Source organism: Flavobacterium sasangense DSM 21067, assembly GCF_000686885.1.
GTDB lineage: Bacteria > Bacteroidota > Bacteroidia > Flavobacteriales > Flavobacteriaceae > Flavobacterium > Flavobacterium sasangense.
The window spans coordinates 76,027-100,063 of sequence record NZ_JMLU01000006.1 but is presented as its reverse complement, the minus strand read 5'-3'; the positions used below and the strand labels follow the sequence as shown (position 1 = coordinate 100,063).

Here is a 24,037-nt window from a genome sequence, read left to right as displayed (position 1 = left end):
AAGCTATGAAAAAAATAATTTTCTCTCTAATTACCTTATTCACACTTTCGCTTTCGGCACAAATTGATCGAATGGAACCACCGTTTTGGTACGAAGGAATGAATAAAAGCGAAATTCAAGTATTATTTTACGGAAAGAATATCGCACAAAATTCGGTACAAGTTTCTAATAATGTAATAATTACGAATGTAACTAAAACCGAAAATCCTAATTACCTTTTCGTGACAATTGATACTAAAAATGTAAAAGCACAAGAATTGCAATTTACGTTTACCAATGGTAAAAAATCTTTCAAAAGGAATTTCGAAATCAAAAAAAGAAAACCAAATTCAGCGCTTCGTAAAAGTTTTGATGCTTCTGATGTGATGTATTTATTGATGCCGGATCGTTTTGCAAATGGAAATCCAAATAACGATTCTTCGCCTGAATTACAAGAAAAAGCCAATAGAAGTTTACCAGGAGGAAGACATGGTGGCGATATTCAAGGCATTATCAATAACTTAGATTACATCAAAGAATTAGGAGCAACAGCAATTTGGAGCACACCAATGTGTGAAGATAACGACAAAGGCTATTCCTACCATACTTATGGTCAATCGGATGTGTATAGAATCGATCCGCGTTACGGAACCAATGAAGAATATAAAAAGCTTGCCGATGAAATGCACAAACGCGGCATGAAATTAATCAAAGATTATGTGACGAATCATTGGGGTGCCGAACATTGGATGTTCAAAGATATGCCAACTTACGATTGGTTTCATCAATTTCCAGGTTACAAACAAAGTAACTATCGCATGACCACACAATACGACACAAACGGTTCAAAAATAGACGCTAAATTATGTATGGATGGATGGTTTGTGCCAAGCATGCCCGATTTAAATCAGTCGAATCCTTTGGTGTTGAATTATTTAATTCAAAATGCGATTTGGTGGATAGAATATGCCGATTTAGATGGATTTAGAGTAGATACGTATTCCTACAACGATAAAGAAGGAATCGCAAAATGGACCAAAGCCATAACCGATGAATATCCTTATTTCAATATTGTAGGGGAAGTTTGGATGCACGATCAAGCCCAAATTTCGTATTGGCAAAAAGACAGTCCAATTGCTAAAATTCAAAGTTATAATTCCTACTTACCAAGTGTAATGGATTTTACATTGCATGATGTTTTTGGAAATGTTTTCAATGAGGATAGAGCGGATTGGAGCAACGGAATGATTAAATTTTACGAGAATTTCGTAAACGATTTCTTATATGCCGACCCAAATAATCTATTGATTTTCTTAGAGAATCACGATACTGGGCGTTTTAATCAAATTTATCAAAACGATTTCAAAAAATACCAATTAGGAATGACCCTTATGGCAACCATGAGAGGAATTCCGCAATTGTATTATGGATCTGAAATTGGAATGGCAGGAGACAAAGGAAAAGGAGATGCCGATATTCGTCAAGATTTCCCTGGTGGTTGGAAAGGCGATACTAACAATGCATTTTCTGCTAGTGGAAGAACAGCAGAGCAATCAAAATATTTCAATTTTTCAAAGAAAGTTCTGAATTGGAGAAAAAACAAAGAAGTCATTCATACTGGAAAACTAACGCATTACATTCCTGAAAATAATGTATATGTATATTTCCGTCACAATGACAAAGAAACGGTTATGGTGGTTATCAATAATGCTCCAGATTCTCAGAAATTGAATCTTACTCGTTTTCAGGAAAATATCAAATTGTTTACTTCTGGAAATGATATTCTTTCAGGAAAAACCATCGATTTAAAAACTGAATTAGCGATAGATGGAAAATCGGCAATGATTTTAGAATTGAAATAATGAAACAACTATTACTCTTTATATTATGCTCTTGTTTTGCTTTTTCTCAAAGTAAGATAACATCTTATGCTCTTGAAAATTCAGGAAAATTTGAAGGAAATATAGAAAGAGTAAAAAGTTTTCCATCAAAATATATTGTGCCAAGAACGGTTGATGTTTGGTTACCAAAAACCTATTCTAAAACAAAAAAGTACAATGTTTTGTATATGCATGATGGGCAAATGCTTTTTGATTCAACTAAAACTTGGAACAAACAAGAATGGAAGGTTGATGAAGTGGCATCCCAACTGATGCAAGAAAATAAAGTAAATGATTTTATTGTTGTGGCTATTTGGAACATTCCAAATTTACGTCACATGGATTTGTATCCAAAAAAACCTTACGAATCGCTTTCAAATGAGTTAAAAGAGAAAATTCAAATTGAAGCTAAAAAATCGCAATTTCCATTTGATGACAGCAAAATAAATTCGGATCACTATTTGAAATTTATTGTGGAAGAATTGAAGCCTTACATTGATAAAAAGTATTCGGTTTTTATTACTGCTAATCACACAGCCATTATGGGTTCGAGTATGGGAGGCTTGATTTCGATGTATGCTTTGTGTGAATATCCAAATGTATTTGGAAAAGCAACTTGTTTGTCAACGCATTGGATTGGATTTAGAGAATTTGAAAACAATCCCATTCCGGAATCTTTTTTCGCGTATATGGAAAAGAAATTACCCGAAGCTAAAAATCACAAAATATATTTTGATTATGGTACGGAAACTTTGGATGCTTTCTACTTAAAATACGAATATCGAGTTGATGAAATTTTAAAAGTAAAAGGATATACAGAAGTAGATTCTCAAAATTTAAAGTTTGAAGGTGAAAACCATTCCGAAGCTTCTTGGCAAAAAAGGATTCATATTCCGTTAGAATTTATGTTTGGAAAATAAAACTATAAAAAATGAAAAAAACAATCGTTACTGCATTAGCTGTTTTAACTTTGTTTAGTTGTAAAAACGAAACAGAAAAAACGGCAGAAAATTCAAAAACTGAAATCGCAAAATTTTCTCCTGAAGTAGAAGAAAGTGCTGTTATTTATGAAGTAAATATCCGTCAGTATTCGCCAGAAGGAACTTTTAATGCCTTTACTAAAGACATTCCACAGTTAAAAGAATTGGGAGTAAAAATCATTTGGGTGATGCCAATTTTCCCTATTTCACAAACGAAAAGAAAAGCAACAGGTGGTGATGATAGTAAGTTTGCTTCAGAAATGCCAAAAGAAGAACAACACAAATACTTAGGAAGTTACTACGCGGTTTCCGATTTCAAAAAAGTAAATCCGGAATTTGGAACAATTGAAGATTTCAGAAATTTAGTAAAAACAGCGCATGATAATGGCATGTATGTGATTTTGGATTGGGTACCAAATCACACAGGTTGGGACCACGTTTGGATCAAAGAACATCCAGAATATTACACAAAAAATGCCAAAGGAGAAATCATTGATCCAATCAATCCAGAAACGGGTAAATCTTGGGGTTGGTCTGATGTTGCTGATTTAAATTATGATAATAAAGAACTTCGCAAGGAGATGACTTCTGATATGTTGCATTGGATAAAGAACGAAAATATCGATGGTTTCCGTTGTGATGTGGCAGGAAATGTACCTTTAGATTTTTGGCAACAAGCTATTCCTCAATTAAGAAGAGAGAAAAATATTTTCATGTTGGCAGAAGCTTGGGAGCCAGAATTATTAAAAGATGGTTTGTTTGATATGGCATATGGTTGGGAAGCGCATCATACCATGAATAGAATCGCACAAGGCAAAAATACCGTGAAAGAATGGGATGCATATATTAAAAAGGTAAATAAAGATTATGAAGCGGATGATATTTTGATGAATTTTGTTGACAACCATGATGAGAATTCTTGGAACGGAACGATTAAAGGAAGATTAGGTAAAGGAGAAGAAGCGATGACAGCTTTGTCTTATGTGATGCCAGGAATGCCATTAATTTACAGCGGAAATGAATATGGTTTGAATCACAGTTTGAAATTTTTTGAAAAAGATTCAATTCCAAAAACAAAAGGAAAAGATTGGGAATTAAGAGCAAAATTAGGAAAGCTTAAAGCTGAAAATCCTGCGTTAAACGGAGGGAAAAATAAAGCGAATTATAGCCGAATCAAGACAGATGATGATACGAATGTTTTAGCTTTCACTCGTGAGAAAAACGGTAAAAAAGTAGTTTATATTGCGAATTTTTCAAGCAAACCAATTAATTCAAAAGTAGCGATAAAAGGAGATTTTACTAATTACATGACGGGAAAGCCAATGAGTTTAAAAGATAACGAAGTCATCACGCTACAACCTTTTCAATATTTCATATTAAACAATTAAGAATCCTTATAAAACAATACTTAAAGTCCTATTGCAAGTCGATAGGATTTTTTATTTTGAAATTACCGATATTTGCAAAAACAAATTCATTGAACTCAAATTACGACATCATTATAATCGGCGGAGGTGCTGCCGGATTTTTCACTGCAATTAATATTGTAGAGAAAAATTCAAAATTGAAAGTAGCTATTTTAGAACGTGGAAAAAGCGTTTTAGAAAAAGTGCGTATTTCTGGTGGGGGTCGTTGTAATGTTACCCATGCGTGTTTTGTGCCAAATGAATTGGTTAAATTTTATCCAAGAGGTGAAAAAGAATTAAAAGGACCATTTCATCAATTTTGCTCTGGAGATACTATTGAATGGTTCGAAAAACACGAAGTAGAACTCAAAATCGAAGACGATGGAAGAATGTTTCCCGTTTCTAATTCGTCTCAAACCATAATCGATTGTTTTTTAAAAGCCACTCAAAAATTAAAAATTGATGTTTTAACTGGGCAAAGTGTTCAGGAATTATATCAAGGTGAAAATTATTGGAAAATTTCTACGAATCAAGAGGTTTTTAGTTCCCAAAAAGTGGTAATGACAACAGGAAGTAATCCTAAGATGTGGGAATTACTACAAAATTTGGGGCATTCCATTATTGAACCTGTTCCGTCATTATTTACTTTCAATGTCAAAGATGTTCGAATCAAAGATTTGATGGGACTTTCCACTTTGGCTTCCGTAAAAGTAAAAAAATCAAAATTACAAGCATCTGGACCTTTATTAATTACGCATTGGGGCATGAGCGGCCCTGGAATTTTGCGTCTTTCGGCATGGGGAGCTCGAGAATTAGCAGATAAAAAATATCAATTTGCTATTCAAGTCAATTGGTTAAACGAAATTGATTTTGAAGAAGCCATCGATTTGTTGAAAAATATCAAAGAAGAAAATTCTAAAAAATTAGTTTCAAAATACGCGCATTTCGAATTGCCAAAACGTCTTTGGGAAAATCTTGTAAAAGCAGCAGGAATTACAGAAGAAACCAAATGGGCAGATGTGAATAAGAAACAATTGAATACGTTAGCTGAACAATTAACCAATGGCGAATTTCAAGTTAACGGAAAAAGTACGTTTAAAGAAGAATTCGTTACTGCTGGCGGAATCGACTTAAAAGAAGTGAATTTCAAAACCATGGAAAGCAAAATTTTACCCAATATGTTTTTTGCTGGCGAAATTCTAAATATCGATGCGATTACTGGAGGTTTTAACTTTCAAAATGCTTGGACAGGCGGATTTATTGTGGCTAATGCTATAACATCGATTGAACCATAACAGTATAATTTACCATTTTAATTTTATCCATCAACGATTGCAAAGCATCTTGTTCGGCTAGTTCAGTGCTAGAACCTATTCCGATGATGTTGTACAAGATTTCTTGATATACAATGTGGTTGCTAGAATTTGTAATTTTAATTCGGCTTTCTAGTTTCGTGGAAATTTTACCGTTTACTTGTAAGTTTTCAATTTTTTTACTTTCGATAGTAATGGTAAAATCTTTTTTTGCTTTTCTTGAAGCTAAGGTGAAATAATCAGCAGAAAAAATCTGAAACAATTCGTCTTCTAAGGCATTTAAATTTTTCTTAGATTTATCAATTAAAAATATATCTAATTCAATAACAGGTAATTGTTTTGCAATGGATAGTTCAAACTTTTTAGATTGATAATTTTCAAATATCTTTTGAACCACTCGGTTTTGACTTAAATTTTTAACTAAAGAGTACGTATCTAAAATTGCTGTGATTTTTTCCGAATTGTTTTTACTACAATTTCTCGGAATTACTAATGAAATTGTACCATTGCTTTCTGAAACCAAATCCAAACTTTGTCCTGGTTGCCAAGAATAAGAAATAGAAACAGGAATGTTGCTAAGTGTCTTGTTTTGCGATTTAATGGTTATAGATTCGATGTTGATGTCTTTTGGGTCAGCAGCATGTTTAATGTTCAGTTGTTTTACTGGAAACAATATTTCAATTTGATTTAAATTAGTGAAAATGGTGTTCATCAAAAGACTAACATAGGGCTTTTCTATCTGATTTTCAGTGTAGCGTAAATCTTCGTTTAAAAACTCACTAATATCTTCTAAGGCTAAAATTTGTTGTTTGATCGCTTCAGAAAAATCTTTTTCAGCAGTCAGTTTTTTTGCGTAATCAAATTTGAAAATCGAAGCTTCTAATGCTTTATTAATTCGGGCTTTTCTTAATTGTTGGTGTTTTTGTTTTGATAAACTTAAATAGGTGTAATAATAATTTTCAGTTTCAAAAATATCCACGATATCATAACCTTCTAAAAAAGCAGCACTAGAAACCATGCTGTTCATGCGATAAAACTCATTAAAAGTATCATCATATTGAAAAACGTTTAGCGAATTGTTACTAGAAACGGTAACCGAAATGCTATTTGAAATTTCAGTCAGCGCCATTTTTTGTGCTTTTTCTCTATAATCAGATGATGATTTTGGAGCCATACCAATTCCGATATAATTGAAATTACTCAAAGGAGTTTTGGAAACCCATTCTGGAGCATTTTCAGGAATTGTGGAATTGTTTTTAGAACTTCCACATGAGAAAAAAACAAAAAAACTAGTAAGTAAAACGATATATTTAAGCATTATTCTTCAGGGTTAAAAAGCAAAATTTCGGAAACAATTCGTTTTCTAAAATCGGTTAAAATGTTCTCAGCTAGAGATTGACTGTTAATTTGATCGCTAGTTTGGAAAAGCGCTTGCAAGTTTTTATAGTTCGATTCGTCTCTCATTATTCGGTCAGCAATGGTGCGCGTAGGATAAATCAGTTTATAGTTTGAATTATTATTTCGAGCGTATCGAATTTGTTTTTCATCATTTTTTTGGATGGTTTTTTGCATCAAAATTTTGCCTGTTGTAATTTCAACTAATCGATACGTAATGTTGGATTGTAACGTACTTCTTTTTTCATATTCTTTATACACTACTGATTTTTCAACAAGCGAATCGGAACCATTACGAGCCTTTAATTTTTTTACTTCTAATCCATTAACATCATAACTTCTAACAGGTTCGTCTTGTAACTGATATTGATTAATATGTATTGTTAAAACCGCTTTTGCATTTGTTCTTACATAAAAATTTTCTATATATCGCTTCAATTGTGTGTTGTTTTTGCTTGTCTCCGAAATATTATAATACGGAGAAGAAATGTCATTGCTCCCTTTAATGATTTTTACAAACGGATTTTTACTTGCTAAAATATCTTCAATAACCGCATTTTGAATGTTACTTTCAAAACCACTTGAGTTTCTTCCTCTATATGATTCTACAATAATTGGATATTCTGCACATACTAAAGCATCCGATTTTAACTCATCTGCATTTTTATAACTATCGAATCTTTGAATAATGTCATCCAATCCTAAATAAGCGGTTCTGCATTTTCCCTTCTTCAAATCTTTAATCGCTTTACGATAAATAGGTTCACTAGCAGCTTCACGATGAAGATTTTTTACATCTAAATAGTTGTTGTTGATATTTTTAACTTGCTCAAAAGCCAATTCTGCTTCTTTGAAGTTTTCTTGCATTAAATAATAACTTCCTTCTTTGTAACGCTCGTTTAATGCTTGTTGCAATTTGTTTTTTACGTCTTTATAATTAGCCTCACGAGTGTAAATTTCATTCCATTTATCATAAGCAGGCATGTATTTTTTTTCTCCAAAAAGTTGAATTCCGCTCAAATAGACAGGCTCATTTATGGCAATACTTAGTTGTTTTGGAGTGTCTTTGTAATTAGGGTTAAAACGAGAAATATCATTAAAAACACTTTCAGCTTCTGCGAATTTTTTCTCAGAAAGATATTTGATTCCTAAATCATATTGCCCCATTAAATATTGATCTAAGTTTTTGTTGTAAATCGCTTTCGTTTGTTGATCAATATCAAGATTTTTTGTGAAAGCATTTACTTGATTTACAAAACCATTCAGATTGTAATATTCATTTACAACACCTTCTTTATCTCCTTTTTCGTTTTTTGTGGCAATTGTGAAAGCTGTTTCAGAAATATGCAATTGAGCACTTCTTCTCAATGCGTTTTCAATTTCTGGAAGATTTGGTTTTCGGTATAAAACACCCAAATACAATTCTGAGGCTTGTTTGAAGTTGCCTAATTTTTCCATTTCAGCACCTTTTTTTAAGGTAGAGTTTTTTACACTACAAGAAATTATAAATAAGAATAAGAATACGATTAAATATTTTGGAGTAATGTTTATTTTCATAAATTGGCACGTATTTTGTAAAATGTGTTAAAGTTCAGTTGACAATTTTAAAACAAAAATAACAAACAAACGTTTTTTCGAGTTGTTTTTTTTGTTAATATTGACAAATCTTTCAAATTTAATACCAAAAATGAGTGTTTAACAATAATTATACAAAAATGAGAAAAATTACAAACATGAGAAATACAATTTTAGTAGGTTTATTAGTCCTTGGTGCAGCTTCTTGTAGAAGTAAAAAAGAAGAAAAACCAGTAGATGCTCCAAAAGGAGAAGTTAAAGTAGAAGTTTTATGTAGTGGACCAAAATACTTTACTGATAAAGATTTTTTTAGAGCTAATAGTGTTGGCGAAAGTCCAGATCAAGCAAACTCTAAAAGAATGGCATTAAGTAATGCGCGTTTAGAATTAGCAGGTCAAATAGAAGTAACATTAAAAGCAGTTATTGATAACTACTTTAACGATGTAAATTCTGGTGGAAAACAAGAATATATTGCTAAATATGAAGGGTTAAGCCGTGAGGTAATCAATCAGTCAATTTCTGGAACTAAAACAATTTGTGAGGAATTAACTAAAACAGCTGCAGGTAAATACAAAACATATATTGCAATTGAGTTAAATAACGCTGCTTTATTGAATACTTTAAACAATAGAATTTCTGCTGATGATCGTTTGAAAGTAGATTATAACTACGAAAAATTCAAAGAAACTTTCTATAAAGAAATGGAAGAAATGGGAAATAAATAATCCTTTTCAAAATATAAAAAAAGGCGATTTCAGTTTGAAGTCGCCTTTTTATTTTATAAATGTTGATTATCGATTTAACCAATATATCGTTCCAGTTAAAATTGTTGCAAACCCAACCCAAGACAAATAAGGAATCAATAAATAAGAAGCTCTCTTGTCTATTTGTTTGAAAACAAGATATGTTTCATAAATGATTAACCAAAGTAAAATGATCTCGATAAATGCTAATAAAATATTATTCAGTCCAAAGAACAAATACGACCATAAAGCATTTAAAAGAAGTTGTGCCGTAAAAAACAACAATCCTTTTTTTACCAATTCTTTGTTCGATTCTAACTTATTCCAAACCATTCCTGCAGCAATTCCCATTAGGATGAAAAGCATGGTCCAAACCGGTGCAAAAACCCAATTTGGGGGATTGAAAATTGGTTTTTCAATTGTTGGGTACCAGGTTTTTATACTAGATTGTGTTACATTACTAGATAAGTAACCAACAGCCAAACAAATGGCAACACAGTATATGATTTTAAGATATTTACTCATGTTTTCAATTTTATAGGCAAATTAACGAAATATCAAGGGAACAAATCAATCAAAATCGGTATTTTTGTCAAAATTTTAAGCTATGCTTACCGAAAAAGATTTTATCGCCAACTCATATAATTCTATTGAATCCGCTAGTTTCGAATGGAGCGCGCCTAGTAATATTGCCTTAGTGAAATATTGGGGCAAGAAAGAAAACCAAATTCCAGCGAACCCATCGATAAGTTTTACGTTAAACAATTGTAAAACAATTACGAAGTTGGAAGTAGTTAAAAAATTAGAAAATAATAGTTTTTCATTCGATTTACTTTTTGAAGGAAAACCAAAAGAAGATTTTAAACCAAAAATTCAAAAATTCTTCGAAAGAATCGAAAAATATTGTCCGTTTTTAAAAGAATATCATTTTAAAATCGATACCCAAAATACATTTCCTCACAGTTCGGGAATTGCTTCTTCAGCCTCAGGAATGGCAGCTTTGGCAATGAATATCATGAGTTTGGAAAAAGCAATTAATCCTTCAATTTCTGATGATTATTTTTACTCAAAAGCTTCTTTTTTAGCGAGATTAGGAAGTGGAAGTGCGTGTAGGAGCATCAAAGGCGAAGTAGTAGTTTGGGGTAATCATGCAGAAATTAACGGAAGTTCTGATTTGTTTGGAGTGGAATTTTCAGAAATTCATTCCAACTTCAAAAACTATCAAGACACTATTTTATTAGTGGATAAAGGTGAGAAGCAAGTTTCGAGTACCGTTGGGCACGATTTAATGCACGATCATCCATATGCCGAAAGACGTTTTGCTCAAGCACACGAAAATTTATCCCAAATAAAAGCAATTTTAACTTCCGGAAATGTTGAAGAATTTGTCAAAATTGTAGAAAGTGAAGCTTTGACGTTACACGCGATGATGATGACTTCGATGCCGTATTTTATATTAATGAAGCCCAATACATTGGAGATTATTAATAAAATTTGGAAATTCAGAAATGAAACGCAAATTCCTGTTTGTTTTACGTTAGATGCAGGAGCGAATGTTCATGTTTTGTATCCTGAGAATGTGAAAGAAAACGTGTTGCAATTTATTCAAGATGAATTAGTTGGCTATTGTCAAAATGGGCAGTATATTTGTGACCAAATTGGGAATGGTGCCAAATCAAAATAATTTTGTACATTTACTCATTGTTTACTGAAAAAGAAAACTGAAATTTATGAAAGGACCACTTTTTTACTCAAAAATATTACTTTTCGGAGAATACGGAATTATCCAAGATTCGAAAGGACTTTCAATTCCTTATAATTTTTACAATGGTGCTTTAAAGAACGATGGAAATTCGTCTGAAAGCGCTATTAAATCTAACGAAAGTTTAAAAAAATTCGTTGTTTACTTGGAGCAATTACAAGTTGAACAACCTAAGTTAGTAACTTTCAATTTAGAAGTTTTAAAACAAGATGTAAACAACGGAATGTATTTCGATTCGAGCATTCCACAAGGATATGGAGTAGGAAGTAGTGGTGCTTTAGTAGCAGCTATTTACGATAAATATGCGAATGATAAAATCACGGTTTTAGAGAATTTAACGCGTGAAAAATTATTGCAATTAAAAACGATTTTTTCTCAAATGGAATCGTTTTTCCACGGAAAAAGTTCAGGTTTAGATCCTTTGAACAGTTATTTGAGTATTCCAATTTTAATCAACTCAAAAGATAATATTGAAGCAACTGGAATTCCAACACAAAGCACACAAGGAAAAGGTGCGGTTTTCTTAATTGATTCAGGAATTGTGGGCGAAACAGCTCCGATGGTTTCGATTTTCATGGAAAACTTAAAGGATAATGGTTTCCGTACGATGTTAAAATCACAATTCATAAAATATACCGATGCTTGTGTGGAAAATTTCTTGCACGGCGACGTAAAATCGTTATTAGAAAACACCAAGCAATTATCAAAAGTAGTGTTGAACAACTTCAAACCGATGATTCCAGAGCAATTTCACCAAGTGTGGCAAAAAGGAATCGACACCAACGATTACTATTTGAAATTATGTGGTTCTGGCGGTGGCGGTTATATTTTAGGATTTACACAAGACTTAGATAAAGCAAAAGAATCGTTGAAAGACTATAAATTAGAAGTGGTTTATAATTTTTAATGGAATATTACATTGTTTTTTTAAAGTGTTTTTCTTTAGCTTATTTGTTTTTTTACAACAGTTGGAGTAAAGCCTTTTTTAAAAAAGAAATTTTCAACAATGAATTTTTAAATCCTTTAGAAAGTTCCTATTTTTCTTTTGTGGATAATGGTTTTAAGTATTCTAAAATAATAATTAAATATTGGAGTTTGCTTTCGTTGATTCTTTTGTTTGTTTTACTGAATTATGAATACCTATTACAGCTATTTTTATATCATACGATTGATAAAAACCAAGATGATAATTCTTTTTATTTTTCAAGCTATTTAGAGTTTTTTTTACCGTTCATTTTGCCTTTAGTGGGGTTGTTGTTTTTTATTAAAAGAATTTCAAATAGTTTTATTTGGGTTACAATTCTTTCATTAGTATTTTTAATTCCTTTAAACGAGTTATTGCTTATCGAAGTTTATAAATTAAGATACAATTACTTGATATACGATACCATTCCGAAGGAATTACAAATTAATTTTTGGAATTATTTTACAGATCCATTCGATTATTTGATTCCTTATTTAATTTGTATGATGATTTTGGTCGCAGTTGTTAAATTCATAAAAGAAAAAATAAGCAAAAATGCTCACCCGTAAATCCAAATTAGTCCTTACTAAAATCTTCAGCTTCTTTTCTGTGATTAGAGGATATAATATCTGGGTCGTGGCGTTAGCGCAATATCTTTCAGCAATATTTATTCTTGCTCCCGAGAAACGAGCGTTGGATATTATTCTCGATTGGCGTTTGTTTTTAATCGTTGTTGCTTCTACTTTAACCATTGCTTCAGGTTATATCATCAATAATTTTTACGATGCCAAAAAGGATTTAATCAATCGTCCTAAAAAAGCCATGATTGACCGTTTGGTGAGTCAGGAAACCAAGTTGAAAGTATATTTCGGAATTAATTTCATTGTTGCTTTATTGATGTTTTTCATTTCTTGGCGCGCGGTTTTGTTTTTTTCGACTTACATTTTTCTAATTTGGTTTTATTCGCATAAATTAAAAAAAATGTTCTTGATTGGTAACATCACGGCTGCTGTTTTAGCGGTTTTGCCTTTTTTTGGGATTTTGATGTATTACAAAAACTTTTATCACGTCATTTTTGCTCATGCGACTTTCTTGTTGTTGCTGATTTTAATTCGCGAATTAATCAAAGATTTAGAAAATATTGAAGGCGATTTAATAGCTGATTATAAAACCATTCCTGTTGTCTTTGGAGAGAAAATGGCTAAATCTATTATTTCGGTTTTAACGATTTCTACTTTAATTCCAGTTTATTTTTTAATTGAAGTTTATGATGTAGGTTACATGGATATTTACTTCTATTTAAGTTTGATTGGGTTGTTGTTTTTTGCTTTACTTTTATGGAAAGCAACTTCTAAGACGGAATATCTAAAACTTCATTTTTTATTGAAATTTATTATTGTTTCAGGTGTTTTTTGTATTGTTTTAATCGAACCATCAGTTTTAATTCACGGCAAAAAATTGATTTCCATATATTAGTTATATCTTTGCACAAATTGTTTATAATATGTCACGTCATCAAGATAATGATAAAAGTCGTCCAGGTTCAGGAAGACAAGGAGGTTACAAAAAAGATAGTAATTCAAGAGGAAATGCGCCAATTCGTAAAGCGCCTTCAAAGTTTAAAACGAAACCAGAAGCTGCTAAAGAAGCGCCTAAAGCTCCAAAATCTCCAAAAAAACCATCTAATCCAGATGAAATTCGTCTAAATCGTTATATTTCTAATTCGGGAATGTGTAGCCGAAGAGATGCGGATATTTACATTCAAAGTGGAAATGTAAAGGTAAACGGTGAAGTAATTACCGAAATGGGTTACAAAGTAAAATTAACCGATTCAGTACAGTTTGATGGTGTGAACATTACGCCAGAAAAGAAAGAATATATCTTATTAAATAAGCCAAAAAACTTTTCTACAGCAGGAGATGATTCGCAAGGTTCTGCAAATGTTTTAGATTTAGTTCGAAATGCAACTAAAGCCAAATTGCAACCTGTAGGAAGAATGGATAAAACCACAACCGGTTTGTTGTTGTTTACCAATGATACTGAAATTATCCAAAAATTTACTGCTCCTAACCAGCGTTCATCGAAAGTATATCAAGTTACTTTGGATAAAAACTTAAAATTTGAAGATTTAGAACGTATTCAAAAAGGATTAACGATTGATGACCACAGAGTTTATGTGGAAGAAATCACTTATATCGAAGATCAGCCAAAAAGTGAAATTGGTTTAAAAATGAAAACTTCAAACGTAAAAATCGTTCGTAGAATTTTCGAACATTTAAAATACGATGTTTTAAAAGTGGACCGCGTAACATTTGCTGGTTTAACTAAGAAAAATTTACCAAGAGGCGATTGGAGATTCTTAACGGAACAAGAAATAATCAACCTTAAAAATGCTTAAACGTATTTTTTGAAACACATAGGCACATTGGATTTTTTCTTTGTGCCTTTTTTATTTAGTAATCTTTGCGAACTTTGCGTTTTAATCTTAAACTTTATGCCAAATCAACTACAACAAATCGCCATTAAATGGTTCGATGCTTTCAATACCAAAAACTTAGAGAAATTATTAGAATTATACGACGACGAAGCCCAACATTTCAGTCCGAAATTGAAAATTCGTCAACCCGAAACTAATGGTTTAATCATTGGAAAAGAAGCTATGCGCGTTTGGTGGCAAGACGCTTTTGATAGATTACCAACATTACACTACAAAGTAACCTCATTAACCGCGAACACTGATCGTGTTTTTATGGAATACACACGTCAAGTAGCAGGTGAAGCCGATATGTTAGTAGCTGAAGTTTTAGAAATTAAAGAGGGAAAAATTGTGTTTTCTAGGGTTTATCATGGATAAAAAAAGCGACTTATTTAAGTCGCTTTTTTTTATTCTGAAAATGTATAATCCGCATACACCTGCTCAATCTCAGTAAATACATCCAATAATTGATTGATGCCATCTGTGGTAACCAATTTTTGTTTGTATTCTTTAAAACCGTGAATGCCTTTGAAATAATTGGTATAATGACGACGCATTTCGTTAATACCTAAACGTTCGCCTTTCCATTCGATACTCCAAATCAAGTGGTTTCTTGCGGCTTCAATTCGGTCGTTCATGCTTGGTGGTGCTAGTTTTTTTCCTGTGGCGAAATAATGTTTAATTTCATTAAAAATCCAAGGATAACCAATCGCAGCACGACCAATCATCATGCCATCTAAACCATATTTGTTTTTGTATTCCAATGCTTTTTCAGGTGAATCAATATCACCATTTCCAAAAATTGGCATTGTAATTCTCGGATTATTTTTTACACGTTCGATATGACTCCAATCAGAATGTCCTTTATACATTTGAGCGCGCGTTCTGGCATGAATGGTTAAAGCTTGCACGCCAATATCTTGCAAACGTTCCGCAACTTCATCAATATTAATAGAACTTTCGTCCCAACCCAAACGTGTTTTTACCGTAACAGGTAAACTCGTTCCTTTGATAACGGCTTTGGTTAAACGCACCATCAAATCAACATCTTTCAAAACGCCTGCTCCAGCACCTTTACAAACGACTTTTTTTACAGGGCAACCAAAATTAATATCCACCAAATCAGGTTGAACGGTATCTACGATTTTAGCACTCATTTCCATTGCCTCTTCATCACCACCAAAAATTTGAATTCCAACTGGGCGTTCGTAATCAAAAATATCCAATTTTTGTTTGCTTTTCATCGCATCACGAATCAATCCTTCCGAAGAAATAAATTCAGAATACATCAAATCAGCACCATGTAATTTGCATAAACGACGAAATGGTGGGTCGCTCACATCTTCCATTGGGGCTAATAATAAAGGGAAATCGGGTAGTATGATGTTACCAATTTTAGGCATGGTGCTTCAATTTTTTTGCAAAAATACAAATTTTTGTTGGTTTCAAGTTTAAGGTTTCAAGTTTCAGCCTTATAAATCAAAACTTTGCTTTATATTTGCAGATTAATTGTTCGAAAGAATTGCTATTGAAATTTGAACTTGACATTGAACTTGAAGAATGAAACACATTAGAAATTTCTGCATTATTGCACACATTGACCACGGAAAAAGTACGTTAGCTGACAGATTGTTGAGTGCTACACAAACCGTTTCGGCTCGCGAAGAAAAAGCTCAGTTACTTGATAACATGGACTTAGAGCGCGAACGTGGTATTACCATAAAAAGTCACGCCATTCAAATGGAGTACAAATACAAAGGAGAAGATTATATTTTGAACTTAATCGACACTCCGGGTCACGTGGATTTCTCGTATGAGGTTTCTCGTTCTATTGCGGCTTGTGAAGGAGCTTTGTTGATTGTAGATGCAGCTCAAAGTATTCAGGCACAAACGATTTCGAACTTATATTTGGCGTTAGAAAACGACTTGGAAATTATTCCAGTTTTAAATAAAGTAGATTTACCAAGTGCTAATCCTGAAGAAGTTAGTGATGATATCATTGATTTACTTGGTTGTGATTTAGAAGATATTATTCACGCTTCTGGAAAAACAGGTTTTGGTGTTGAAAATATTTTGGCAGCTATTATTGAGAAAATTCCAGCTCCAAAAGGAGATAAAGATGAACCGCTTCAAGCGTTGATTTTCGATTCACATTACAATCCTTTTAGAGGAATTGAGGTTATTTTCCGTGTTCTTAACGGAGAAATCAAAAAAGGTCAGAAGATTAAATTCATGGCGACTGGAAACGAATATTACGCGGATGAAGTTGGGACATTGAAATTAAATCAAGTTCCAAAAAATGTAATTTCGACGGGAGATGTTGGTTACTTAGTTTCTGGAATTAAAGAAGCTAAAGAAGTAAAAGTAGGAGATACAATTACCGATGCAAAAGAGCCTACTACAAATGCTATTCAAGGATTTGAAGATGTAAAACCAATGGTTTTCGCTGGAATTTATCCTGTAGATACAGAAGATTACGAAGACTTACGTGCTTCGATGGAAAAATTACAGTTGAATGATGCTTCGTTGGTATTTGCTGCGGAAAGTTCGGCTGCTTTAGGATTTGGTTTTCGTTGTGGATTCTTAGGAATGTTACACATGGAAATTATCCAAGAACGTTTAGAGCGTGAGTTTGATATGACGGTTATTACAACGGTTCCTAACGTTTCGTATCATGCGTACACTAAAAAAGAACCGGATACGATCTTAATTGTAAACAATCCATCCGATTTACCAGAACCTTCAAAATTAGATAGAGTAGAAGAGCCATATATCAAAGCTACGATTATCACAAAATCAGATTTCGTAGGAAACGTAATGAGTTTGTGTATCGAAAAACGTGGTTTAATTACAAATCAAACTTATTTAACTACCGAACGTGTGGAATTAAATTTCGATATGCCGTTAGCGGAAATCGTATTTGATTTTTATGATAGATTAAAAACAGTTTCTAAAGGATATGCTTCTTTTGATTACCATCCAATAGGAATGCGCGAATCAAAATTAGTACGTTTAGATGTATTATTAAACGCACAACCAGTAGATGCACTTTCGGCTTTAATTCACGAAAGTAATGCGTACAATATTGGTAAAAAAATGTGTGAGAAGCTAAAAGAATTAATCCCAAGACAACAGTTTGATATTCCAATTCAGGCTGCCATTGGTGCAAAAGTTATCGCTCGTGAAACTATTAAAGCTTTGAGAAAAGACGTAACAGCAAAATGTTATGGTGGAGATATCTCACGTAAACGTAAACTTTTAGAAAAACAGAAAAAAGGTAAAAAACGTATGCGTCAGGTAGGAAACGTAGAAATTCCTCAAGAAGCGTTTATGGCTGTTTTGAAGCTTAACGATTAGATAAAAACTAAATAATTAACTAAAAGTTTGAATATTTAATAATATTCAAACTTTTTTGCATTTAATAATAGTTGGTTTTTCTTTTTTAGTTATATTTATGTCAATGATTTAAACCCCCATAAATCTTGAGAAACTTATTTTTTATATTCGCCTTTTTATATTCAACTTGTTTGTTTTCACAAGGGATAACAGTTGATAATACTACAAATTCACCCGCACAATTAGTTGATTTGTTGTTAGGAAATTCTTGTGTTCAAGTTTCAAATATTTCGGTTTCTTCCACCCAAGCGGTTGCCTATTTTAATCAAAATGGTTCTAGTTTTCCTATTTCGGAAGGAATAATTATTAGAAATGGTGTGGCGACTTTTACACAGGGTCAATATTCTGGTGCTAATTTGAGTAGTTCTGTCACAAATTCAGGGGATGCTTTTTTACAAACTTTAAGTAATACTAATGGCGGAACAAGTTCAATTGTAAATGCCGAATTTTTAGAATTTGATTTTATTCCGCTTTCGAATAGTTTTAGTTTTAATTTCTTGTTTGCTTCTAATGAGTATGGTTTTTATCAATGTGAATTCAGTGATGTTTTTGCTTTTGTTTTAACCGATTTGTCTTCTGGAGTTTCAACAAACCTCGCTGTGATTCCGGGTACAAGTACACCAGTTTCGGTAACTACAATCAGAAATAGTACTTACAACGATCCTTCGAGTCCAAATAATAGTTGCGCTTCTGTAAATCCGACTTTTTTTGGAACATATAATGTTGGAAATCCAACTTCTGCTTTAAATATGAGAGGTCAAACTGTGGTTATGAATGCTTCTTCGGCGGTTATTCCTAATACACCTTACAAAATTCGATTGGTAATCGGGGATTATGCCAATACTGGTTTTGACTCAGCAGTTTTTATAGCGGCGGGAAGTTTTACCACTACTTTAGATTTGGGTCCAGATCAGATTATTTGTTCGGGTGATGAGGTTCTTTTGAATACCAATTTAGATAATACGTTTACTTACACTTGGTACGAAAATGGAAATCCCATTCCAGGGGAAACAAATTCTAATTATACAGTAACTCATGCCGGAACTTACACTGTTGAGGCAATTAGAGGTACTTGTGTAATTACAGATACAATCGTCTTTACCGATTTGGCTGTAACAAATCCGTCTGACTTGCTTACATGTAATACGGGAGCGGCAACATATAATTTTAATCTTACTTCAAATAATGAAGCTGCTTTAGGAATTGATACCACTATTTATGATGTTTTTTACTTTGAAACTCCTGCCGATATTGTTGCTAATAATCCAATTCCTAGTGCGAATTTGACTTCTTACCCAAGTGCAGGTGCTCAAACAATTTACATTAAAATATTTAATACGGTTTCAGGTAATTTCTGTGATGCGGAATATTCTTTTGATTTGATTGTTAACAATGCAGCGGTTGCAACTGCACCTAGCCCAATTTCAGTTTGTGAAGGGCAGGGAAGTACTAATTACACTTTTACTGCTACAACTACAAATGAGGTTTTAAATGGACAATCGCCAGCTAATTATACAGTTACTTATTATAATTCAGTTGGAGAAGCTTCTTCGGGAACAAATCCAATAACTTCTATTACAATTCCAAACGGAACCACTACGGTTACTGTTGGAATCCGAATTCAAGACAATTCTAATCCAATTTGTTTTGATGTTACATCGGTTACGATAACGGTTAATCCGTTACCATTAGTAGATGATATTCCAGATCCAATTGAATGTAGTCAATTTACTTTGCCAACGATTGTGAATGGGACCTATTATCTTTTACCAGGTGGTCCAACAACGCCAGGTCAAGTGCAATTTAATATCGGAGATATTTTAGTTGATGGTGGAACGTATTACATTTTTGCTGGACCAGATGCAAATGGCTGTACTAATGAATCTAGTTTTAATTTAACGTTGATTGACGAGTATGTTCCGCAATTAGATCATTGTGGAAGATTCGTGGTGCCAACTCCTCCTGAAAATATCGGTAATTATTATACACAACCAGGAGGTCCAACAGGTACTGGTGTTATTGTTCCAACAGGAACTGAATATTTGAATACAACAGCTGCGACGATTACCGAGACCTTGTATTATTATGCAGAGGTTAATGGGGTGTTTTGTAGAGATGAGCAATTTATTTTCTTTATACATCCAGTGCCATTGGTAGATGATCCTGCAGATGTTACAACATGTGATTCTTATGTTTTGCCACCATTAACTAATGGAAATTATAACACAGATCCAAATGGAGGAGGAACGGCTTTGAATGCAGGAGATGTTATTAGTGTTGCTGGGCCCAACTTCCCAGGAACCTACTATGTAGTTAATTCTTTAGCGCACACAACAAGTCAAGGTTTGCCAGGAACTTGTATTGAGTCGAATGATATTGTGATTAATTTAGTAGATACTACATTATTTTCTACGGTTTATGCGTGTTCTCAACAAGGGTATGTTCTGCCTCCAGTTACATTTGGAGGTTATTTTACGGGTCCTAATGGGTCAGGTGTTTCGGTAGATCCTAATATTCCAATAACATCAAACCAAGTGGTTTATTATTTTACAAACACCTCTGTTTTGCCTAATTGTACTAGCAATTTAAATTACAATATTGTTATTCATCCCACGCCATTAGTTGACAATATTCCAGATGGACCTCGATGTGGAGAATTTGTTCTACCTGTTTTGTTAAATGGAACTTATTACACATTGTCAGGTGGTCCGACAGCATTTGGACAGCAACAATTATTTGCTGGTGATATTATTGATTTATCTGGAACTCATTTAAATCCTGGAACTTATTATGTTTATAATGAACAAACATTTAATAATCCAGATGGTTCAGTTACATTATGTTCTAATGAAGATTCTTTTACCATAAGTATTAATCCATTTCCTGCTGCAGATAATATTATTGGTAGAACAGAATGTAATCCTTACACGATTCCAGCACCTGTAAACGGAACAATTTATACAGCACCAGGAGGTCCAAGCGGAGGAGGAACAGTTGTGTCTTCTTCTCAAACGTTTGATACCACGCAGACCTTCTATTTGTATAACATTGATACCACAACAGGTTGCGAAATCAATCGTCCTTTTACAATCACTTACAACGGTATTAATTTACCAGATTATCGAGATGAACTACATTGTGAATTTGAAAATTTTCAATTGCCAGCATTAACACATGTGGCGCCGACACCGTTTAATTATACCATTGGTTATTTTTATGATCCAAATGGAGTAAATCCTGTGCCGCCAGGGACCATTTTTAATACACCAAATACGACTACAACAATTTATGTTTACGCAGTAAACGGAGATAGAATTATCTGTACACAAGAAGATAGTTTTAATGTTGTTATTTCTGAAACACCAAATTTAGCTACTTTAGGATTGGTTTTCGATAACGAAGAATGTGGAACTTATGTGTTGCCAACGTTGCCAATAACAACTTATAACATTGGTTATTATTCACAATCGGGAGGTAATCCAGCAGATTTAATTACGAATTTAAATATAACAACTCCTGGAACGTATACCTATTATGTTTATGCTTCAGCAATTGGGAACCCAAATTGTAACGACGAAATTTCGTTCACATTCACAGTTCATCCTCTTTTGAACATAACAATTCAAGGTGGAATTATCTGTGTGGATTCTCAGACAGGTGATGTGTTACGAACCTTTACCATGAATTCAGGTTTAAATCCTGCATTTTTTACCGTGAATTGGTATTTGAATGGAACTTTAATGGGAACCGGTCCAAGTTATACCGCTTCGCAAGCGGGAGTTTATACGGTTGAATTTATTAAACTAACACCTGATGTAGGAGCTAATTGTAATTACAACACAACTACGGTAACTATTGTACAATCGAGTCCGGCTGTAGCTGATTTTACGGTAAGTACTCCGTTTGAAAACAATACTTTCATTACAGTGAATTTAACAGGTGGATTCGGAGATTATTTGTATCAATTGGTTTATCCAGATGGAAGTGTGACCGAATATCAATCGAGTAATGTGTTTGCTAATTTGCCAACAGGCGAATATTATGTGAATATTTATGATATTTTAGGGGGATGTAATCCAACAATTGTAGGTCCAATTTATATTATTAATTATCCTAATTATTTTACACCAAATGCAGATGGAGTCAACGATAATTGGAATATTTGGGATTTAAGCCATCAACCTGATGCAGTGATTAATATTTTTGATCGTTATGGTAAATTCTTGAAACAAATGTCGCCTGCTAGTTCAGGTTGGGATGGAATTTACAATGGTGAAAAGCTACCTTCTACGGATTATTGGTTTACGGTGGAATATTTGCCTCAGAATGGAACGACTAAACAAATTTTTAAAGCTCACTTTTCTTTAAAACGATAATTTATTAACATTAACAATTGACTCATTTCCTTTTTGTGAAAGTTGAAGTAACTTTACAAAATGTATGCTTTAGTTGATTGTAATAACTTTTACGTTTCTTGCGAACGTGTTTTTCAGCCTCAGTTAAATGGCAAACCTGTTGTGGTTTTGTCTAATAATGATGGTTGTATTATTTCGCGTAGTAATGAAGCTAAAGCATTAGGAATTCCTATGGGCGCACCTGAATTTCAATTTCGCGATTTGTTAAAGCAACATGATATTCACGTTTTCTCTTCCAATTATGCGTTGTATGGCGATTTAAGTCATAGAGTGATGAAAATCTTAGAAAATTATACGCCAAATGTTGAGGTGTATAGCATCGACGAGGCTTTTTTGAATTTTTCAGGAATGACAATTCCTGATTTCAATGCTTATGGTGCCGAAATCCAACACAGAATTTTGAAATGGTTAAGTATTCCAATCGGAATTGGTTTTGCGCCTACAAAAGCACTTTCAAAAGTAGCTAATAAAATTGCTAAGAAGTTTCCAGAACGCACAAATGGAATTTATGTTATCGATACCGAGGAAAAACGAATCAAAGCCTTAAAATGGACTAAAATTGAAGATGTTTGGGGTATTGGTTTTCGTTTGACCAAAAAAATGCAAGCGAAAAATATTAAAACGGCATATGATTTTACACTTCCGCATAACGAAGCCTTTATTCGCAAAGAAATGGGTGTTGTAGGAATGCGTTTGAAGTATGAATTGGAAGGGAAGTCAGTTTTAGAAATGGAAGAACCTAAAGCAAAAAAAAATATCGCTGTAACGAGAAGTTTCGAAAAAGATATTACTGATTTTAATGAACTCAAAGAGCGAGTAGTAACTTTTGCCAGTGTTTGTTCTGAGAAATTGCGTAAACAAAATTCCTGTTGCAATGCGGTTACTTTGTATTTGCGAAAAGATCCATTTAACGCTAATGGTGAAAAGTATAGTTTTTATCGCATGCAAACTTTATCTTTCCCTTCCAATACTTCTTTTTCAATTAGTCAAACCGCTATTATGATGTTGAAAGATCTGTATCAAGAAGGAACGGCTTATAAAAAAGCAGGTGTTATAGTTTCAGAGATTGTGCCTTCTTCACAACGCCAATTTAAACTTTTTGACGAAGAGAATCCAAAGTACCAAAAACTTATGGAAGTTATGGATGCGGTTCAGGCGAAAACTGGCGAACGTAAACTTCGATTAGCTTCACAAGATTTAAAACGCACTTGGAAAATGAAACAGAATCATTTATCCAATCGATATACTACGAATTTTAACGAATTACTAGAAGTAAAATGCAAGTAAATTCCAAAATAACTTTCTTCGTTCCTGATTTTGAAAATCCGATCGAAACCTCATTTATTTCGAGTGAAATTAAAGCGGGATTTCCTTCGCCTGCAGCTGATTTTGAAGAATCAAAAGTAAGTTTAGATCATTTGTTGATTAAGAATAAAGAAGCAACCTTTTATGCCAAAGCAAGTGGAAACTCCATGACAGGGGCAGGAATTGATGATGGCGATATTTTAGTAATTGATAGAAGTCTTGAGCCAAGAAATAATGCTGTAGCGGTTTGTTTTATTGACGGTGAGTTTACAGTAAAACGAATCAAGAAAACTGATGAAGCTGTTTTCTTAATGCCCGAAAATCCAAGTTATGCTCCCATTCAAATTAAGCCGCATAACGAATTTATAATTTGGGGCATTGTGACTTACGTTATAAAACAAATTAAATAAAAAAAGGCTATCACGATTTTCGGATAGCCTTTTTTATT

At 33.1% G+C, this 24,037-nt stretch carries 19 protein-coding genes; 15 read left to right on the top strand and 4 right to left on the bottom strand.

What is annotated here, in order from left to right; all coding sequences use genetic code 11:
* Positions 1-5: 5 nt before the first annotated feature.
* The 4 genes from BP92_RS0106595 (at position 6) to BP92_RS0106580 (ending at position 5,540) form a co-directional block, all read left to right on the top strand.
* Positions 6-1,841 (top strand): glycoside hydrolase family 13 protein, encoded by a 1,836-nt coding sequence (locus tag BP92_RS0106595; protein ID WP_026725336.1) that lies wholly within the window; start codon positions 6-8, stop codon positions 1,839-1,841.
* Entirely contained in the window at positions 1,841-2,779 is a 939-nt protein-coding gene (locus BP92_RS0106590; RefSeq protein WP_026725335.1) for an alpha/beta hydrolase, read from the top strand. The genes BP92_RS0106595 and BP92_RS0106590 overlap by 1 nt, the downstream gene beginning before the upstream one ends.
* 11 nt (positions 2,780-2,790) lie before the next feature.
* Positions 2,791-4,227, top strand: coding sequence for an alpha-amylase family glycosyl hydrolase (locus tag BP92_RS0106585; RefSeq protein ID WP_026725334.1), 1,437 nt, complete (start codon positions 2,791-2,793; stop codon positions 4,225-4,227).
* 89 nt (positions 4,228-4,316) lie between these two features.
* Positions 4,317-5,540, top strand: coding sequence for a BaiN/RdsA family NAD(P)/FAD-dependent oxidoreductase (locus BP92_RS0106580; protein WP_026725333.1), 1,224 nt, complete (start codon positions 4,317-4,319; stop codon positions 5,538-5,540).
* Here BP92_RS0106580 and BP92_RS0106575 read toward each other — a convergent pair.
* Positions 5,518-6,876: an LPP20 family lipoprotein gene (locus BP92_RS0106575; protein WP_026725332.1), complete on the bottom strand. Its 1,359-nt coding sequence runs from the start codon at positions 6,874-6,876 to the stop codon at positions 5,518-5,520. The two genes, BP92_RS0106580 and BP92_RS0106575, sit on opposite strands and share 23 nt — an antisense overlap.
* On the bottom strand, positions 6,876-8,510 hold the full coding sequence (locus BP92_RS0106570; RefSeq protein WP_026725331.1) for a tetratricopeptide repeat protein: 1,635 nt from the start codon (positions 8,508-8,510) through the stop codon (positions 6,876-6,878). The genes BP92_RS0106575 and BP92_RS0106570 overlap by 1 nt, the downstream gene beginning before the upstream one ends.
* 158 nt (positions 8,511-8,668) lie before the next feature.
* Between BP92_RS0106570 and BP92_RS0106565 the strand changes: the two genes are divergently transcribed.
* Complete coding sequence (locus BP92_RS0106565) at positions 8,669-9,253, top strand: hypothetical protein (protein ID WP_026725330.1); 585 nt, start codon at positions 8,669-8,671, stop codon at positions 9,251-9,253.
* 66 nt (positions 9,254-9,319) lie between these two features.
* On the opposite strand, the gene BP92_RS0106560 is transcribed toward BP92_RS0106565, so the two are convergent.
* A complete protein-coding gene (locus BP92_RS0106560; RefSeq protein ID WP_026725329.1) occupies positions 9,320-9,796 on the bottom strand; it encodes a TspO/MBR family protein in 477 nt (158 codons plus the stop codon).
* A gap of 82 nt (positions 9,797-9,878) precedes the next feature.
* Between BP92_RS0106560 and BP92_RS0106555 the strand changes: the two genes are divergently transcribed.
* The 6 genes from BP92_RS0106555 to BP92_RS0106530 all read left to right on the top strand — a co-directional run bounded on the left by BP92_RS0106555 (position 9,879) and on the right by BP92_RS0106530 (position 14,851).
* A complete protein-coding gene (locus BP92_RS0106555) occupies positions 9,879-10,955 on the top strand; it encodes a diphosphomevalonate/mevalonate 3,5-bisphosphate decarboxylase family protein (RefSeq protein ID WP_026725328.1) in 1,077 nt (358 codons plus the stop codon).
* A gap of 46 nt (positions 10,956-11,001) precedes the next feature.
* Positions 11,002-11,940 carry a mevalonate kinase family protein gene (locus tag BP92_RS0106550; protein WP_026725327.1) on the top strand — a complete coding sequence of 313 codons (939 nt, stop codon included), beginning with the start codon at positions 11,002-11,004 and terminating at the stop codon, positions 11,938-11,940.
* Positions 11,940-12,566, top strand: coding sequence for a hypothetical protein (locus tag BP92_RS0106545; protein WP_026725326.1), 627 nt, complete (start codon positions 11,940-11,942; stop codon positions 12,564-12,566). The genes BP92_RS0106550 and BP92_RS0106545 overlap by 1 nt, the downstream gene beginning before the upstream one ends.
* A complete protein-coding gene (locus BP92_RS0106540) occupies positions 12,553-13,473 on the top strand; it encodes a geranylgeranylglycerol-phosphate geranylgeranyltransferase (protein ID WP_026725325.1) in 921 nt (306 codons plus the stop codon). The genes BP92_RS0106545 and BP92_RS0106540 overlap by 14 nt, the downstream gene beginning before the upstream one ends.
* 28 nt (positions 13,474-13,501) lie before the next feature.
* Positions 13,502-14,395, top strand: a complete 894-nt coding sequence (locus BP92_RS0106535) for a pseudouridine synthase (protein ID WP_026725324.1) — start codon at positions 13,502-13,504, stop codon at positions 14,393-14,395.
* A 96-nt stretch (positions 14,396-14,491) separates the two neighbouring features.
* Positions 14,492-14,851, top strand: coding sequence for a nuclear transport factor 2 family protein (locus BP92_RS0106530; RefSeq protein WP_026725323.1), 360 nt, complete (start codon positions 14,492-14,494; stop codon positions 14,849-14,851).
* 29 nt (positions 14,852-14,880) lie between these two features.
* Here the strand turns inward: BP92_RS0106530 and dusB are convergent, their stop codons facing one another.
* On the bottom strand, positions 14,881-15,876 hold the full coding sequence (gene dusB / locus BP92_RS0106525) for a tRNA dihydrouridine synthase DusB (RefSeq protein WP_026725322.1): 996 nt from the start codon (positions 15,874-15,876) through the stop codon (positions 14,881-14,883).
* Positions 15,877-16,033: 157 nt separating this feature from the next.
* On the opposite strand from dusB, the gene lepA reads away from it, so the two are divergent.
* The 4 genes from lepA to BP92_RS0106505 all read left to right on the top strand — a co-directional run bounded on the left by lepA (position 16,034) and on the right by BP92_RS0106505 (position 23,999).
* Entirely contained in the window at positions 16,034-17,830 is a 1,797-nt protein-coding gene (gene lepA / locus BP92_RS0106520; protein WP_026725321.1) for a translation elongation factor 4, read from the top strand.
* Between the two features lie 125 nt (positions 17,831-17,955).
* Positions 17,956-22,245 carry a T9SS type B sorting domain-containing protein gene (locus BP92_RS0106515; RefSeq protein WP_150111880.1) on the top strand — a complete coding sequence of 1,430 codons (4,290 nt, stop codon included), beginning with the start codon at positions 17,956-17,958 and terminating at the stop codon, positions 22,243-22,245.
* Between the two features lie 60 nt (positions 22,246-22,305).
* Positions 22,306-23,571, top strand: coding sequence for a Y-family DNA polymerase (locus tag BP92_RS0106510; protein ID WP_026725319.1), 1,266 nt, complete (start codon positions 22,306-22,308; stop codon positions 23,569-23,571).
* Entirely contained in the window at positions 23,562-23,999 is a 438-nt protein-coding gene (locus BP92_RS0106505) for a LexA family protein (protein WP_026725318.1), read from the top strand. Before BP92_RS0106510 ends, BP92_RS0106505 begins: the two co-directional genes overlap by 10 nt.
* The last annotated feature ends 38 nt before the right edge of the window (positions 24,000-24,037 follow it).